15 protein-coding genes, 1 tRNA gene and 1 pseudogene are annotated in these 14,048 nt (G+C 67.8%); 7 read left to right on the top strand and 10 right to left on the bottom strand.

Features of this window, described 5'->3' with window-relative positions:
• The first annotated feature begins 60 nt into the window (after positions 1–60).
• A complete protein-coding gene (locus NX1_RS00880; protein ID WP_068052079.1) occupies positions 61–732 on the top strand; it encodes an MspA family porin in 672 nt (223 codons plus the stop codon).
• A 194-nt stretch (positions 733–926) separates the two neighbouring features.
• Here NX1_RS00880 and mscL read toward each other — a convergent pair whose 3' ends face one another.
• The 4 genes from mscL to NX1_RS00865 form a co-directional block, all read right to left on the bottom strand.
• Positions 927–1,334, bottom strand: coding sequence for a large conductance mechanosensitive channel protein MscL (gene mscL, locus NX1_RS00875; protein ID WP_068052077.1), 408 nt, complete (start codon positions 1,332–1,334; stop codon positions 927–929).
• A 144-nt stretch (positions 1,335–1,478) separates the two neighbouring features.
• The gene (locus tag NX1_RS00870; protein ID WP_068052075.1) at positions 1,479–2,147 is read right to left on the bottom strand and encodes an SAF domain-containing protein; all 669 of its coding nucleotides are present in this window, start codon (positions 2,145–2,147) and stop codon (positions 1,479–1,481) included.
• 101 nt (positions 2,148–2,248) lie between these two features.
• Entirely contained in the window at positions 2,249–2,542 is a 294-nt protein-coding gene (locus NX1_RS34945) for an FmdB family zinc ribbon protein (protein WP_084500731.1), read from the bottom strand.
• A 68-nt stretch (positions 2,543–2,610) separates the two neighbouring features.
• A complete protein-coding gene (locus NX1_RS00865; protein ID WP_245668250.1) occupies positions 2,611–3,216 on the bottom strand; it encodes a 5-formyltetrahydrofolate cyclo-ligase in 606 nt (201 codons plus the stop codon).
• A gap of 78 nt (positions 3,217–3,294) precedes the next feature.
• Here NX1_RS00865 and NX1_RS00860 point away from each other — a divergent pair, with 78 nt between their 5' ends.
• The 5 genes from NX1_RS00860 to NX1_RS00840 all read left to right on the top strand — a co-directional run bounded on the left by NX1_RS00860 (position 3,295) and on the right by NX1_RS00840 (position 7,956).
• On the top strand, positions 3,295–4,251 hold the full coding sequence (locus NX1_RS00860; RefSeq protein ID WP_068052070.1) for a UTP--glucose-1-phosphate uridylyltransferase: 957 nt from the start codon (positions 3,295–3,297) through the stop codon (positions 4,249–4,251).
• Between the two features lie 125 nt (positions 4,252–4,376).
• Positions 4,377–5,633, top strand: a complete 1,257-nt coding sequence (glp, locus tag NX1_RS00855; RefSeq protein ID WP_068052067.1) for a molybdotransferase-like divisome protein Glp — start codon at positions 4,377–4,379, stop codon at positions 5,631–5,633.
• Between the two features lie 12 nt (positions 5,634–5,645).
• A complete protein-coding gene (locus NX1_RS00850; protein ID WP_068052065.1) occupies positions 5,646–6,296 on the top strand; it encodes a GNAT family N-acetyltransferase in 651 nt (216 codons plus the stop codon).
• A 352-nt stretch (positions 6,297–6,648) separates the two neighbouring features.
• Entirely contained in the window at positions 6,649–7,803 is a 1,155-nt protein-coding gene (gene sepX, locus NX1_RS00845) for a divisome protein SepX/GlpR (protein ID WP_068052063.1), read from the top strand.
• An 80-nt stretch (positions 7,804–7,883) separates the two neighbouring features.
• A tRNA-Ala gene (locus tag NX1_RS00840) sits at positions 7,884–7,956 on the top strand.
• Between the two features lie 455 nt (positions 7,957–8,411).
• On the opposite strand, the gene NX1_RS00835 is transcribed toward NX1_RS00840, so the two are convergent.
• Together NX1_RS00835 and acpM are read right to left on the bottom strand one after the other, a co-directional pair.
• Entirely contained in the window at positions 8,412–8,858 is a 447-nt protein-coding gene (locus NX1_RS00835) for an SRPBCC family protein (protein ID WP_068052061.1), read from the bottom strand.
• A 45-nt stretch (positions 8,859–8,903) separates the two neighbouring features.
• Positions 8,904–9,209 carry a meromycolate extension acyl carrier protein AcpM gene (acpM, locus tag NX1_RS00830; protein ID WP_068052059.1) on the bottom strand — a complete coding sequence of 102 codons (306 nt, stop codon included), beginning with the start codon at positions 9,207–9,209 and terminating at the stop codon, positions 8,904–8,906.
• 119 nt (positions 9,210–9,328) lie between these two features.
• On the opposite strand from acpM, the gene NX1_RS00825 reads away from it, so the two are divergent.
• Positions 9,329–10,330, top strand: a complete 1,002-nt coding sequence (locus tag NX1_RS00825) for a MerR family transcriptional regulator (protein ID WP_068052057.1) — start codon at positions 9,329–9,331, stop codon at positions 10,328–10,330.
• Positions 10,331–10,387: 57 nt separating this feature from the next.
• On the opposite strand, the pseudogene NX1_RS00820 reads toward NX1_RS00825, so the two are convergent.
• From NX1_RS00820 to NX1_RS00805, 4 genes and pseudogenes are all read right to left on the bottom strand, one after another.
• Positions 10,388–10,687: pseudogene (locus NX1_RS00820) on the bottom strand (IS30 family transposase); the annotation flags it as partial.
• A 128-nt stretch (positions 10,688–10,815) separates the two neighbouring features.
• Positions 10,816–11,460 carry an HAD family hydrolase gene (locus NX1_RS00815; RefSeq protein WP_068052052.1) on the bottom strand — a complete coding sequence of 215 codons (645 nt, stop codon included), beginning with the start codon at positions 11,458–11,460 and terminating at the stop codon, positions 10,816–10,818.
• Complete coding sequence (locus NX1_RS00810) at positions 11,454–12,638, bottom strand: MFS transporter (protein WP_068052813.1); 1,185 nt, start codon at positions 12,636–12,638, stop codon at positions 11,454–11,456. Before NX1_RS00810 ends, NX1_RS00815 begins: the two co-directional genes overlap by 7 nt.
• Positions 12,639–13,136: 498 nt before the next feature.
• Positions 13,137–13,955 (bottom strand): alpha/beta hydrolase, encoded by an 819-nt coding sequence (locus tag NX1_RS00805; RefSeq protein ID WP_068052049.1) that lies wholly within the window; start codon positions 13,953–13,955, stop codon positions 13,137–13,139.
• Positions 13,956–14,048 lie beyond the last annotated feature (93 nt).

The raw sequence follows: 14,048 nt of genomic DNA, 5'->3' as shown, positions 1-14,048 counted from the left end.
CGATCGAACAACGAACAATCTTCTCGCTGAAGCGATTCAACCCTCGAGGGGTACAACGAAATGATCAACCGTAAGAACGTGGCGCGTGTGGCCGGTGTCGGTGCCGCCGCCACCATCGCCATGGGCCTGTTCTCCACCGGCGCCGCCAACGCCGACACCTTCGTGCCGCTGCCGGGCGGCCAGATCGTCAAGACCCTGTCCGACGGCACCGTCGTGACGGTCCGCCTGGTCGGTGAGTCCGCCAACATCAACCCGTCCCTTGGCTCCACGCCGGTGCACCGCAACGCGTGGGTCTCCGGTTCGGCTCAGGTCGAGCTGTCCGGCACCGGCTCGGAGGCCGGCGGCAAGATCTTCCCGGGCTACACCGTCGGTTGCCAGGTGAACATCGCGGGCGGCGGCGCCGAGGGCGGCGTCGAGGCGGGCAGCGACTGGCAGGGCGAGAGCCCGAGCATCGGCGCCACCAGCGGCGGCAATCTGTCGCTCGGCCCGGGCCAGGCGACCTCGTTCTACATCCTCGACATCGAGGAGGCCGACGACTTCGGTAACGAGGCGCACAAGAAGCGCAACAAGTTCAAGGGCAGCAACGGCTCGGTCACCTGGTCGGACTCCACCATCGGCCTGTCGGGCTGCGGTGGCTACGCGCAGGCCCGCGCCTTCGTCAGCGTCGAGGTCGAGACCGACAATGTCGTCACCTGGGTGACGCTGTGGGGTCAGCCGTTCAGCCTCGGCTGACGATCCGAACGAACGGGCCCGTCGCTTCTGCGACGGGCCCGTTGTCGTTCGTATCGGCGGATCGATTCCGATCCCGGACATGCGTCCAACCCGACGCGACTAGGCTGGATGTGTCGTTCGGAGGGGACAAACCGGACGACCCGACGGGAGCGGGTATCCGGGGCCGCTGCTCGAGGGCCCGCTTCCGGCTCGGCTCAGAACTCGTGCCGTCCGCCCGCGCTCTCGCGTCCCTCGGCGAGCAGATCGCGGATCTGCACCAGGATCTCGGTATCGCTCAGCGGTTCTTCCACGTCGCCGCCGAACCGCTTCTTCATCTGTGCGGCGGGCAATACCAGCACGAAATACAACACCGCCGCGATGATCGCGAAATTGATGACCGCGGTGACGATCGGGCCGACCTGAACGAAAGTCGCTGGTTTGTCGGCAACTAGGTAGAAACCTAGGCCGAGTGGGTTGTTTCCGCCGAATACGGCGAGCAGCGGATTGATGATTCCGTTGGTGAACGCGGTGACGATAGCGACGAATGCGGTGCCTATCACCACCGCGACCGCCAGGTCGACGACATTTCCGCGAAGCATGAAATCTTTGAATCCCTTGAGCATTGCCGATCTCTCCTCTTCGGAAGACAGTCACGGTCGTACTCGGCGGAATCTGCGTGCCGGGTATCGGGGATGCTAGTCGACCCTATTGGTTAATCTCTGGCGAACATATTCGCGTCGCGAAACAGCGCCCTGTCGGGCGGTTCGTCAATGAAAAACCACCGTGAGGGCGGTATGCAGCGAGGCCGCGGCCACCACCGTGGCGTGTTCGGAATCCATCGCGATCAGCACCACCCGGTCGGCCGCGTCGCGCCGCTCGCCGGGCTGGGAAACCAGGACGACGGCGGCGTCGCTCGCCAGTGTGCGGGCCGGGCGGGCGCTCGGTCCTTGTTGCTCGTCGCCGCCGATCACGTCGACGCGGTCGCCCGCGCGCAGGATCTCCGCCACGGCGCTGTCGGCCAGCCGGATCGGAACGATCCGGGCGTCACGCGCGCCGGCCGCCACCTCGGCCAGCCGGGGACCGATCACGCGGAGATCGGTGAACACCTCGCCCGCTCGCATCGCGCCGGTCGTCGTCGCGCCGTGCAGCGCCGCGGGACGGCGCACCGCGCCGACGGGCAGAGTGCCCGATTCGAGCGGAACGGACTTCAGATCATCGGGCGCGAGCACCGCCCCTGGTGGCAGATCACGCCCGGCGACCACGACCTCGGCCCGCGCCGCGCCGGGATTGCCGCGGGCGAAGAGGACGATGGCCAGCAACGTCAGCGCCGCCGCGAGCACACGGCGGGCGAGCAGGCCGTCGGCCCACGGTGGGCGGTTCGACAGCGCGAAGCGCAGCGGGCTACCGCGACCGAGATCGGCGAATGCGCGAGTCATGGCCGGATCCTATGGCCGGAATCACGCCGCGCGGCTCACGAGAAGACTGGGTTGTGGATCAACCGGAGGCTGTGGACAACCCGGAATCGGCTACCGCGGAATCAGCTGGCGACGGCCGTGCTGGTGGTCGAGCTCGCGCTGCTGGAGGAGCTGGAGTCGGAGCTCGACGAGCTGGAGCCGCTGTCGGACTTCGCGGGCTCGCTCGCGGTGGACGCGCCGCCGCGGCTGTCGGTGCGGTAGAAACCACTGCCCTTGAACACGATGCCGACCGAGTTGAACAGCTTGCGCAGCTTCCCAGAGCAGTTCTCGCAGACCGTCAGCGCGTCGTCGGAGAAGGACTGCACGATGTCGAAGCGGTTGTCACACTGGGTGCACGCGTATGAATAAGTTGGCACAGGATCCTCCGCAGGGTTCGTCGACTAGCACTCTACAGTCGACAGTGCCAACGCCGCCAATCGGTCGATCATTCCGCGACCGGATCGCCGCCGAGTCGCCGCAATCCGCCGCGCGGCGTGAGGACCCAGCCCATCCGCAGGTCGTGCGGTTCTTCGGGCAGCCGATCCACGAATTCGTCGTCGCGCACCACAGCGACGAGCCTGGCGTCCGGCCGGGCCGCGCCGAGCGTGCGGTCGTAGTGTCCGGCCCCGCGTCCCAGCCGCACACCGCGCCGGTCCACCGCGAGCGCCGGAATCAGAATCAGCTCGGCCAGCGTGACGGCCTCGGCGCCCAACGCGGGCCCGCTCGGCTCGAGCAGCCCGTACCTGGCCTTACGCAGATCGGCAGGGCCCGTGTACTCGGCCCAGTTCAATGGTTCCGCGTCGCCGGTGAGTGGCAGGAGGACGCGCGCCCCGGTCTCGCGCAGCGCTTCGAGCTGGGCCATCGACCCGGGTTCCTCGCGCATCGGCACGTACGCGCACACCCATTCGGACACCAGCGGGGTCTCGAACTTCGCGATCGCTTCGGCCAGCGCCAGCGCCTCTCGCTCGCGCTGCTCGGCGGACACCGCGGCCCGCCGGGCGAGAATTTCGCCACGCCATGCATGTTTGTCCCGCTCGCCGGGCATCTCCATGGGGATCACCATAAGCTCACCGGGTGCCGGGTCGCCGCGACGGCGGTCGGCGGTGTGATGGATGGATAGGGTATGCGTATGACAGCAATGGCAGGACAGTCCGCGGATGGTGCGCTGATGTCGTGTTTCCGTACGGCAGTCGTGCCAGCGGCCGGGCTCGGGACTCGTTTCCTGCCCGCGACCAAGACGGTGCCCAAAGAGTTGCTGCCGGTGGTGGACACTCCCGGCATCGAGCTGGTGGCGAGCGAGGCCGCCGAGTCCGGCGCGGACCGGCTCGTGATCGTGACCTCGCCGGGCAAGGACGGCGTCGTCGCGCACTTCGTCGAGGACCTGGTGCTGGAGAGCACCCTCGCCGAGCGCGGCAAATTCCAGCTGCTGGAGAAGGTGCGCAAGGCGCCTGCCCTGCTCGATGTCACCTCGGTGGTGCAGGAAGAGCCGCTCGGCCTCGGTCACGCGGTCGCGCAGGCCGAGCAGGCGCTCGACGACGACGAGGACGCGATCGCGGTCCTGCTCCCGGACGACCTGGTGCTGCCGTGCGGCGTGCTCGACGTGATGAGCCGGGTGCGGCGCAAGCGCGGCGGCACCGTGCTGTGCGCCATCGACGTGCCGAAGGAAGAGGTCAGCGCGTACGGCGTCTTCGACGTCGCGCCGGTGCCCGACGCGACCAATCCGAACGTGCTGCGGGTCAACGGAATGGTGGAGAAGCCCGCGCTGGCCGACGCGCCGTCCACCTTCGCCGCCGCGGGCCGATACCTGTTGGACCGCGCCATTTTCGACGCACTGCGTCGGATCGAGCCCGGCGCGGGTGGTGAGCTTCAACTCACCGACGCCATCGCGCTGCTGATCGAGGAGGGTCACCCCGTACACGTCGTCGTGCACCGTGGGTCGCGCCACGATTTGGGCAACCCGGGCGGTTATCTTCGTGCTGCGGTCGATTTCGCTTTGGAACGAGAGGAATACGGCCCCGCCCTGCGGGAGTGGCTGCAGCACCGGCTCGGTCCGGACTGGGATCCGCAGCTGACGACGGACGACTGAGCGAATGCTCGGCTTTCGTCGGCAGTGGACCGTCGGGTACGAATGATGGTTCACCGAACGCGGTTGCGTCCGAAGCGCGTGCGGCGGAATCGGTTCGAGGTGCGGAGTAGATCAGGAAGGGCTGGATGCGCTCGGTTGAGGATCAGCAGATCAAGGTGACCGCTGCGGCGGTCGCGCCCCGGCCGGTCCGCGTCGCGATCTCCGAGGCCCAGGGCCTGCTGTGCGCCGAGGACGTGATCACCGAGCGGCCGCTGCCCGGATTCGACCAGGCGGCCATCGACGGTTACGCGGTGCGCAGCGTCGACGTGTCCGCCGCCGGTTCCGATATCCGTGACGAGGAAGGCGAACTCGTCGACCTGACGCTGCCGGTGGTCGGCGAGGTCGTCGCGGGTTCCCGGCAGCCGATCCGGTTGCAGCCGCGCCAGACGGTGCGGGTCGACACCGGCGCCCCGCTGCCGACGCTCGCGGACGCTGTGCTGCCTTTGGATTTCACCGACGGCGGCCGGGCCAGGATCAAGGTCTACGAGCCCGTCCGTTCCGGCGATTACGTGCGCCGCATCGGCGACGATGTCCAGCCCGGCGACGTCGCGGTGCGCGCGGGCACCATCATCGGCCCCGCGCAGGTGGGTCTGCTCGCCGCGGTCGGCCAGGACAAGGTGCTCGTGCACCCGCGTCCACGGCTCTCGGTGATCTCGGTCGGCGGCGAGCTCGTCGACATCGATCGCACGCCGGGACCGGGGCAGGTCTACGACGTCAACTCCTACGCGCTGGCCGCCGCGGCGCGCGACGCGGGCGCCGACGTGAACCGCGTCGGTATCGTCAGCGCCGATCCGCGGCGGCTGCGCGACGTGGTCGAAGGACAGCTGGTGCGTTCCGAAGTCGTCGTGATCGCGGGCGCGGTCGGCGGCTGGGCCTCCGAGCAGGTGCGCGAGGCGCTGGAAGGGCTCGGCGAGCTCGAGATCGCCAGGGTTGCCATGCACCCCGGCTCGGTGCAGGGTTTCGGCAGGCTCGGGCGCGACGAGGTGCCGACCTTCCTGCTGCCGTCCAATCCCGTTGGCGCACTGGTGGTGTTCGAGGTGATGGTGCGTCCGTTGATCCGCATCGCGCTCGGCCGCAGGCATCCGATGCGCCGGATCATCCGGGCCAGGACCATCACACCGATCAATTCGATGGTCGGTCGTAAAGGCTTCTTGCGGGCGCAGCTCATGCGCGACGAATCCACCGGTGACTACCTGGTGCAGCCGCTGGGCGGCGGCGCGGGTTCCTCGCATCTGCTGGCCACCATGGCCGAGGCGAACAGTCTCATCATCATCGACTCGGAGGACACCGAGGTCAGGACCGGCGACGAGGTTCAGGTCGCTTTTCTCTCCCAGCGCGGCTGAAACGTGGAGTCCATGAACGTCTTCCGGGGCACCCAGCATCCGGGGTGGCCGGCGCATCTCGGTCCGGTGCGCGTCGCGGCGGGGCAGATCACACTGCGGCCGGTGCGGTTGCGCGACGCGGCGGCTTGGAGCCGCATCCGGCTGCGCGACCGCGAGCATCTGGAGCCGTGGGAGCCGACCGGCCGCGGGGCATGGGAAGCGCGCAATCACGCGTCGAACTGGCCATCGCTGTGGTCGAGCCTGAAGGCCGAGGCCCGGCGCGGCGCGATGATTCCGCTCGTCATCGAGGTCGACGGCGCCTTCAGCGGGCAGCTGACCGTCGGCAACATCGTGCGCGGGGCGCTGCGCTCGGCGTGGATCGGCTACTGGGTGGCCAAGGATCTCAGTGGGCAAGGCGTCGCCACCGCCGCGCTCGCGCTCGGACTCGACCACTGCTTCGGCCCGGTCGGACTGCATCGCGTCGAAGCGACCGTGCGCCCGGAAAACCTTGCCAGCCAGGCGGTGCTGCGCAATGTGGGCTTCCGTGAGGAGGGCCTGCTTCGCCGCTATCTGGACGTGGACGGCGCGTGGCGGGACCATTTGCTCGTCGGCCTCACGGTCGAGGAAATCAGCGGAACCGTGCTCGATCGGCTGGTGCGTGACGGGCGGATCATCCTGCCCTGACGGCCGCGATTCATTTGCAAGACGTTTGCTATCCGGACTACGTCCGGCGGCGCGCAACGGCCGGAAGGATACCGTCGTGACACGTCAACTCCCGCGCGAAACGCGGACCGACGGTGAGAGCTTGTGACAGGTGTGGCGGATGTGCACGGCGCGCCTGCCGTATTCGCGCGGCGCGCCGAATTAACCTACGGACGTCGGGGCTGCGTCTTGCGGCACCGGCATGGAGCCTGAGAGGCGTCTCCGGACGATGGATCGCGTCCGAGCGCGGGAGCGGTAGCGAACGCACGGCGCGGCGCGTCATCCGGACGCGGGGCCGAACGGACGAACAGGTGGGGACGGAGGTGACGACCTAGTGCCGAACTCGATTCTGTGGATCGGGCTGGTCGTGCTCTGGGTCTTCGTCCTGTTCCCGATCTTGGCCGACCGGCACCCCAGGATCCGGCAGACCACCGACGCGGCGCTGGCGACCCGCGTGTTGCATCGCGGCGGCTCCAAGCGGCGTATGAAGAAGGGGCCGGCGGCCGGGCACGACAGTGACCCGGACTATCGGCCGACCCGACTGCAGAGAAAGCGTTTCTATAGCGATGATGCGGAGGACCGGATGAGCGCACCGGCCGACGAGCAAGTCACCGAAGTCGACGAGGACACCGACGCGCGGGACGACACCCCGGCGCTCGAGGCGGGCGCGGACACGTCCGCCGACCGCCCCGACAGCGCCGAAGACGAACCCGCCGAAGCGGATTCGGCCGAGCCGGACGACGACGTGACGAGCGAGGCCGACCGTGCGGCGGATCCCGATTCGGATCTCGATTCGGACGAGAACGACACCGAGACGGCCCGAACGCCTGCGGACCCGGACGCGGCGGCCGATGATGACGACGTGGCCGAAGACGACGAAGAGGCCGCGGCGCACCACGAACCGACCACGGCACGTATTCCGCCCGCCCGTTCCGCCGCACCCGCGCGCGTCCCCGACCCCGACTACGAAACCGATTCGAACGAACCGGAATTCGTCCCCACCCGGCGCGGCCGCGGCGGCTTCGATCCGGAAGCCGACGCGATCGCCCGCGCCGCCCGCTACACCTTCCGGCAGCGCGCCGTGCTCGGCCTGCTGCTGTCGAGCATCCTCTGCGGTGCGCTCGCGATCGTCGTCAGCCCGCTCGTGTGGTGGGCCTGCGCGGCGTGCGTCCTCGGCCTCGGCACCTACCTGGCGTACCTGCGCAGGCAGGTCCGCATGGAAGAGGACATCCGCCGCCGCCGCGCCGCCCGCCTCAACCGCGACCGCGATCATGACGACGTCCACGACGACCAGCGGCACACCGGCGACAACGCGGCCCGCCGCGGCATGGACCGCGACACCGCCCGCGCCTTGCGACGCCGCTCGGTCCTCCTGGACGCCGACGACGAAGACCCCATGTTCGAACACCTGGAGACCTTCGATCCCGCCACCGCCCGTGCCCTTCGCGGCCGCACCGGCACCGACATGCGCCGCGCAGTCGGCGAATAATCGCAGCTCAGGCGGGCGATTCGGTATCTCGCCGGATCGCCTGCTACAGTTGCACAGCGCGGTTCCCCCGGGAGCCGCACGGGGCTATAGCGCAGTTGGTAGCGCGTCTCGTTCGCATCGAGAAGGTCAGGGGTTCGATTCCCCTTAGCTCCACTCCATTCGTCGGGAGGCCTGTGCTCATGGAGAGCATGGGCCTTTACTCATTTCGTCGTGTTTCGTAGGGGCCGGAGCCCCCACGCCCCGCCCGGCGGGCTTCGCCCCCGGACCCCCTTGCTTGTGGTTGCGTTGGGCGGTGATGTTTCGGTTGGTTGTGTGTCCGGCGTCTTCGGTCGCCCTTCGGGCGAGCGGTCGGGGTGCATCACGGGGTCTCGCGGGGGTCGGCGGTGTCGGCGAGGTGGGTGAGCATTGAGTCCGGCTGGCCAGGTGGAGACGCCAGTCTTCGCGCCGCCAGTTCCTTGCGACGCCGTTTCGACATCTCCGCCGCGAAGTCGGGTAGCGCGATAGTCCCCTTTCGATCCCCGACCAGGTCGTGAACGCACGCTATTGCCGAGTTCCGCATTCCGCGGAGCAGTGGAGAGCGGCGCCGGCCTTGTCGCACTCGGGCCAGGTCAGTGGTGCATCACCTCGCCGAGCCGCGGCAGAATGCGTCGCTTCCAGCTGCGCTCCGCGGCGTTGCGCGCCATCTTCTGCCGACGGTCTTCGATGTCGAAACCTGTCTGCGTCAACAGAAGGCGCGTGCCACGGCCCTGCGGCCGCAGCGTCCAGTCGACGATCCACTTGGTGGGAGGCTCGGCCTGCCGATACGTCCAGCTGTAGGTCAATCGTTCGTATGGCCGGGCCACCAGCACTTCGCAGGTGATCGCGTTGGTCGACGAGTCAGGGACGGCGAATCGGAAGTGGGTTCCGACGGAGGCGGCGAATCCGGTCGGTCGAAGCAGCCACCGCTCGAGGAGATCCGGCTGTGTCAACGCAGTCCACACGACCTCCGCCGTCTGCGGGAAGAAATTGCCGAGCTCCACCGCAGCGGGATTCAACTGGGGATCAGCGATCAGCATCACGCCACCGCGGACCGGGGAGCGAACCGGTCGACTGTTCTCGGTTCAATTTCCCTGGCCTTCTTTGAATTTCGCCTCCATCTCCGCGGCGAGCTGCGGTTCCTCGGCCTCCATCCGCTGGACGTAGGTGACCGCGTCGCCGACGGTTCTCAGGCTCGCGAGGTCTTCGTCCGGGACCTTGACGCTGTATTTGTCTTCCAGTTGTACGGCTATCTCCACCAGCGACAACGAGTCGATGTCCAGATCATCGACGAAGGACTTCTCGAACGTCACCTCGGCGGCGTCGATGCCGGTCACCTCCTCGACGATCTCCGCGATGCCTGCGACGATTTCTTCCTGCGTGGTGGCCACGAATTCACCCTCCTCGGTGTAATGGCATAGGCGTAGTACTCCGCTCGCCCCTCTCGGCAACTCTGGTTTCTCCGTGTGGGGTCGGACAGCGGTGCCAGTACGCTAAGAGCTCCACCGGGGTGGAGGTTCAACACGTTGTGACAGACAACACACAGGCGAGCGCGCTGGTGAGCATCGGGGAGTTGGCGCGCAGCACCGGGCTCGCGGTGCGAACGATCAGGTTCTACTGCGACGAGGGCATCCTGGAATCCCGTCGCAGCGCGGGCGGGCACCGGATGTTCGACGCCGATAGTGCCACCGAGCGACTGCTGCTGGTCCGGCGGTTACGCGCGGTTGGCCTCGGCCTTGGCTCGATCACCGATGTGCTGCACGGGGAGCGGTCGATCGCCGAAGCCATCGCAGCCGAGAGTGCACGACTCGATATCGAAGTCAGGTCGCTGGCATGGCGGCGGGCGTCGCTGCGGGCCATCGAGGCGGCTACCCCGGCGCGGCGGGCCGAGCGGCTCGCATTGCTGGCCGCCGTGCAGGACGCTGGTGCGGTACACGATTGCCTCATACGGTTCTGGCGGCGCATCCTGGCGCCGATACCATGGAGCGACGTCGACAAATGGGTGTACTGGAATGTCCCTGAGCCGCCTGCCGATCCGTCCGTCGACGCGGTTGTCGCGTATGCCGAGCTGGCCGCTCTTGTCGCCGACCCTGACATGAACCGCACTGTGCGACAACAATACTGGCGGAATCGGCCGGAATTGATCCGCGACTGTCGAGGACTGTATGTCGACGTGGGGGACGTAATGGCGGACGTGGTGCCACTTGTAGCAGAAGGAGTGCGGCCGCGTGCCGGCGGCGAACTCGATCGATTCGTCAACGCCCACGCCAGTGCGCGAGGGGAACGCGATTCCCCGCGTTTTCGCGAACAATTGCTGATCGGCGCCACCGATGCCGACCATCGGATTCATCGGTACTGGGCTCTCACCGGTCAATTCTTCGGAACTCGTGTCACTGTGGGGCGGGCCCATCACTGGGTCTACGCCGCACTGGCCCGCTCCACCGACCGCGCCGATGTACCGGCACCCCGGCAGCGTTCGCGCCCGAGGGCTCGCCAACGCCGATCCACGTAATCGACACCACGCCGCCGAACGTGCCAAATGTACCTTCTTGCCTGCGGGCTCAGGCGGTCATTGCAACACTTCTTCGAGTGCTTCTGATGGTGTGCGGAACCCGAGGGTTTGTCGAGGACGGCCGTTGAGTTCGTCGGCGATGGCGTCCAGGTCGGTTTGGCTGTAGGTGCGTAAGTCGAGGTGTCGGGGAAGGTATTGGCGGAAAAGGCCGTTGGTGTTCTCGTTGCTGCCCCGCTGCCAGGGGCTTTTGGGGTCGCAGAAGTAGACCGGGACGCCGGTGGCGATGGTGAAGGCGGCGTGTTCGGCCATTTCGTAGCCCTGGTCCCAGGTCAGGGTGCGGCGCAACGCGTCGGGCAGGGCGGTTCGGCCGCGTGCCGGCCGGATAGGCGCGAGCGGTGACCATGGCTTCGCGAGTCACTGGCGAGGCTCGTGCCGATCACCGGCCGACAGCGGAGTTGGGAGGTTCCCCGTGACGACTCGGGAACCTACGCGGCGACCGTGGCGAGGCGGAGGTGGTCTTCGATGTCGGTGGGTGTGCCGGTGTAGTGGAGCGTGCGCAGACCGATGCGGGCGGCGGCTTGGCAATTGTCGGCGCGGTCGTCGATGAACAGCACGCGGCCGGGATCGCGAACGCCAGTGGCGGCGAGTGCGTTTCGGTAGGTGTCGGGGTGAGGTTTGTTCATGCCGAGCCGGGCCGAGTAGAGGGCGTCGGTCATCAGAGTGCGCCAGTCGGAGGCGTCGAGGGCATCGCCCACCGGATGGGGCGCGTTCGAGAGCAGCACCATGGGGATATCCGCCCGCTGGGCCTGGTGCAAGAGTGCGACGACGCGGTCGTCGGTCGAGGTCCACATCCCGGTGTCGACGGCACACAATCGGGTGAGCAGTTCCGGGTGAGGGCGATGACCGAGCACGGCGGTCCAGAAGTCCGCGTCGTCGGACTCGCCGGAGTCGTAGGGTTCGCGGGCGCTCCAGAAAGCCTGCTGGAACAGTCCGAGCTGGTCTGCGCGCCACCCGGCGAGTTCGGCGAGGCCGCTCCACATCGGAACGGTGGGTTGCAGGCCGATGACGCCGTTGTAGTCGAAGATGACCGCGTCGAGTTCCGCGGGCTGGTGAGATAGTGCGGTTACCACCGGTTCTCCAAGGCTCTGTGGGACAGGACAGCCACGCCTGCGGCGAGCAGGGCGGGCAGTATGAGGGCAGTGGGCAGGGTCGTCGCGCTGGCCAAGGCGCCGATGAGCGCCGGTCCCGCGAGGAGACCGAGATAGCCGGTCACGGCAACGGTGGCGACCGCGCGAGGACCACCCGCTCCGGCCGCGCTGAACAGGGAGGGAATCGTGACCGACAGGCCGAGGCCGAAAACGGCCCAGCCGGCCAACGCGAACGGCACATCGGCCACCGACAGGCCCGCGATGAGTCCGGCCGAGGCCAGAATCGCGCCTGTCCGAACAACTCTCGGCACACCGAAGCGCGCGATGAGCCGATCACCGACGAGGCGGCCGCCCGCCATGGCCGCGCTGTATCCGGCGTACGCGGCGGCAGCGGCCGCGGGAGACGCGTGCAGCCCACCGAGATGGACCGCCGACCAATCGGCGGCAGCGCCTTCGCCGAGCAGACACGCGGCGGCCAGCAAGCCCAACAGCCAAACTCGGGACCGGGAAAATCCGGGCAAACTCGGCGTCAGTGCTTCCACCGGACCGAGGTCAGCGGTCGGCTCTCCGACACAGCGGGTAATCGGCGCCACCGCGGCCGTGGCGACGATCATCACCGTCGCGGTGACGCCGAAGATGTAGGTGTGCGAATCGTGCGCGGTGACGGCGGCGAGCACCGCCCCGCCCAGCGCGCCGAGGCTGTAGGCCGCATGGAGGCCCGACATGATCGGGCGACCGTATGCCTCCTGGCATCGAACCGCGGCGGCGTTCGCCGCGACGTCCAGCACACCGTGCGCGGCGCCGAAGAGCAGCGCCGCGGCGGCGAGCGCGAGCGGATTTCGGCAGGCGCCGACCAACGCGAGGCTGACGGCGAGGCCGAATGCGCCGCCGGTCAAAAGCTGTGAAAGCCGGGCGGGTTCGGCGAGCCGACCACCGATCTGGAGGCCGGCGACCATGCCGACCGCGGCGGCGAGCAGTACCGCGGCCAGTCCCGCGGTGTCCAACCCGGCGGACGCCTGAACCGCCGGAATCCGGGTTCCCCAGACGGCCATCACAACGCCGAGTCCGGCGAAGTATCCCGTCAACAAGCCACGACTCCGCACTACGGCGTCGGGTATATCTCGCGCGCGTTCCAAAGCCGGCGCGATTGCGCGTGTCATGAAAACTCCATCGGTGCCGCCGCCGATTCCGGGAATGACCGCGAAATCGGCGGCAAGTGGGTATGAAGATTCCCGCCTGCTTCCGCGACGGAAGAGGCGCACAAACTGTGGATCGGTGGAAGGTCCCGAGAGTCGAAGACCGAGGGTGTCGCGCCACGCTGCGCGAACAAGCCGAAACCTACCAAGGGGTACGTGGAGCTACCACTTGGAAAGGGTCTCGGTGATCCGCTCAACAACATGCAGTCCGAAGGTCTTACCGACACAGCGCGTTGTCGTCCGGCGACGGTATTCAGCCGCCGGTTTCGCCTCGGCCTCAGGTCGGGAAACGTTGGCCCAACACAAAGTGGCGAGTGCTCGTGAAGAGCACTCGCCACTTGTGGGTGTCGCGGGTTCTACGGGCGCGCAGTCGTATTCGTGGTTGCGGGTCGGCGTTCTATCAGGCGGCGTCGATGGGTCCGGTGATCTTGCGGGTCATGCCGGGCGTAGTCCGGAGATTCCTCAGTGGCCCGAGCGGTCGAATGCGGCGACCTCGCGCACGGCCTCCGCGATGGCGTGAAAGTCCTTGCGCAGGACGTGGTCGTGGTTGCTGGCGACCTTGGCGCTGATGCGAAGGTTCGGATTGCGTGCGCATACCGCGTCGAGGCTTGCGCGGATGCGTTCCTGCTCGTCGCAGCGGCTTCCGAAGGACGAGCCAGAAGCAAGCACGTACCGCGTCGGGACGATGATGTCGTCCAACACGGGGCCCAGTTCGCTGACGCGCGAAACTTTGCCGAGTTCGATGTTGCATTCGGCCTGCTGCGCGGCGGACATTCGCGGGGTCAGGCCCGTCGGGCGCAGCAGCGGCGTGATCCAGCCAAGGCGCTTGAACAGCTTGCGGATTCGCTGCTCCATGGCCTCGTCGAGCCAGTCGTAGGGTTGCGCGCCGTCCACCAGGACCGCACCTATGGCACGGTCCGGGTTCCGGCTGGCCCAGTGCGCCCCGACGAACGCTCCGTAGGACCAGCCAACCACCAGTGCCCGGTCCACACCTCTGGCCGCGAGAACGGCGTCGACATCCCGCACACACGCCTCGAACGAATAGTCCGCCGAAAGCTTCGATTTCTTGCCGCGAGCCCGCTCGTCGTATGTGATGTGCCGGAATTCGGGACCGAGGTCGGCGAGGACCCGCCGCCAGTAACCCTGAGTGGCGAACTGGCCGTTGAGGTAGAGCAGGGGGATACCGGGACCGCCGGTGTCGGTGACCGCCAAGGCCGTATCGTCGACCGGCACCATGCCGGTCCAGTTCGAATCGGCCGAGGAGATGCTGTTCGTCGTCATGGCAACCACTTTCGGCGCCCCGCCTGACACCGGCCTGTCACGCTCCTGACGCGGCCAGGTGGAACACCGTGTCAGGAGCGTGACAGGTCGGTG

This window comes from Nocardia xishanensis NBRC 101358 (assembly GCF_001613365.1).
In the GTDB taxonomy this organism is placed as follows: domain Bacteria; phylum Actinomycetota; class Actinomycetes; order Mycobacteriales; family Mycobacteriaceae; genus Nocardia; species Nocardia xishanensis.
The sequence above is the reverse complement of the archived record's forward strand: the minus strand, read 5'-3'. Positions and strand labels throughout refer to the sequence as shown.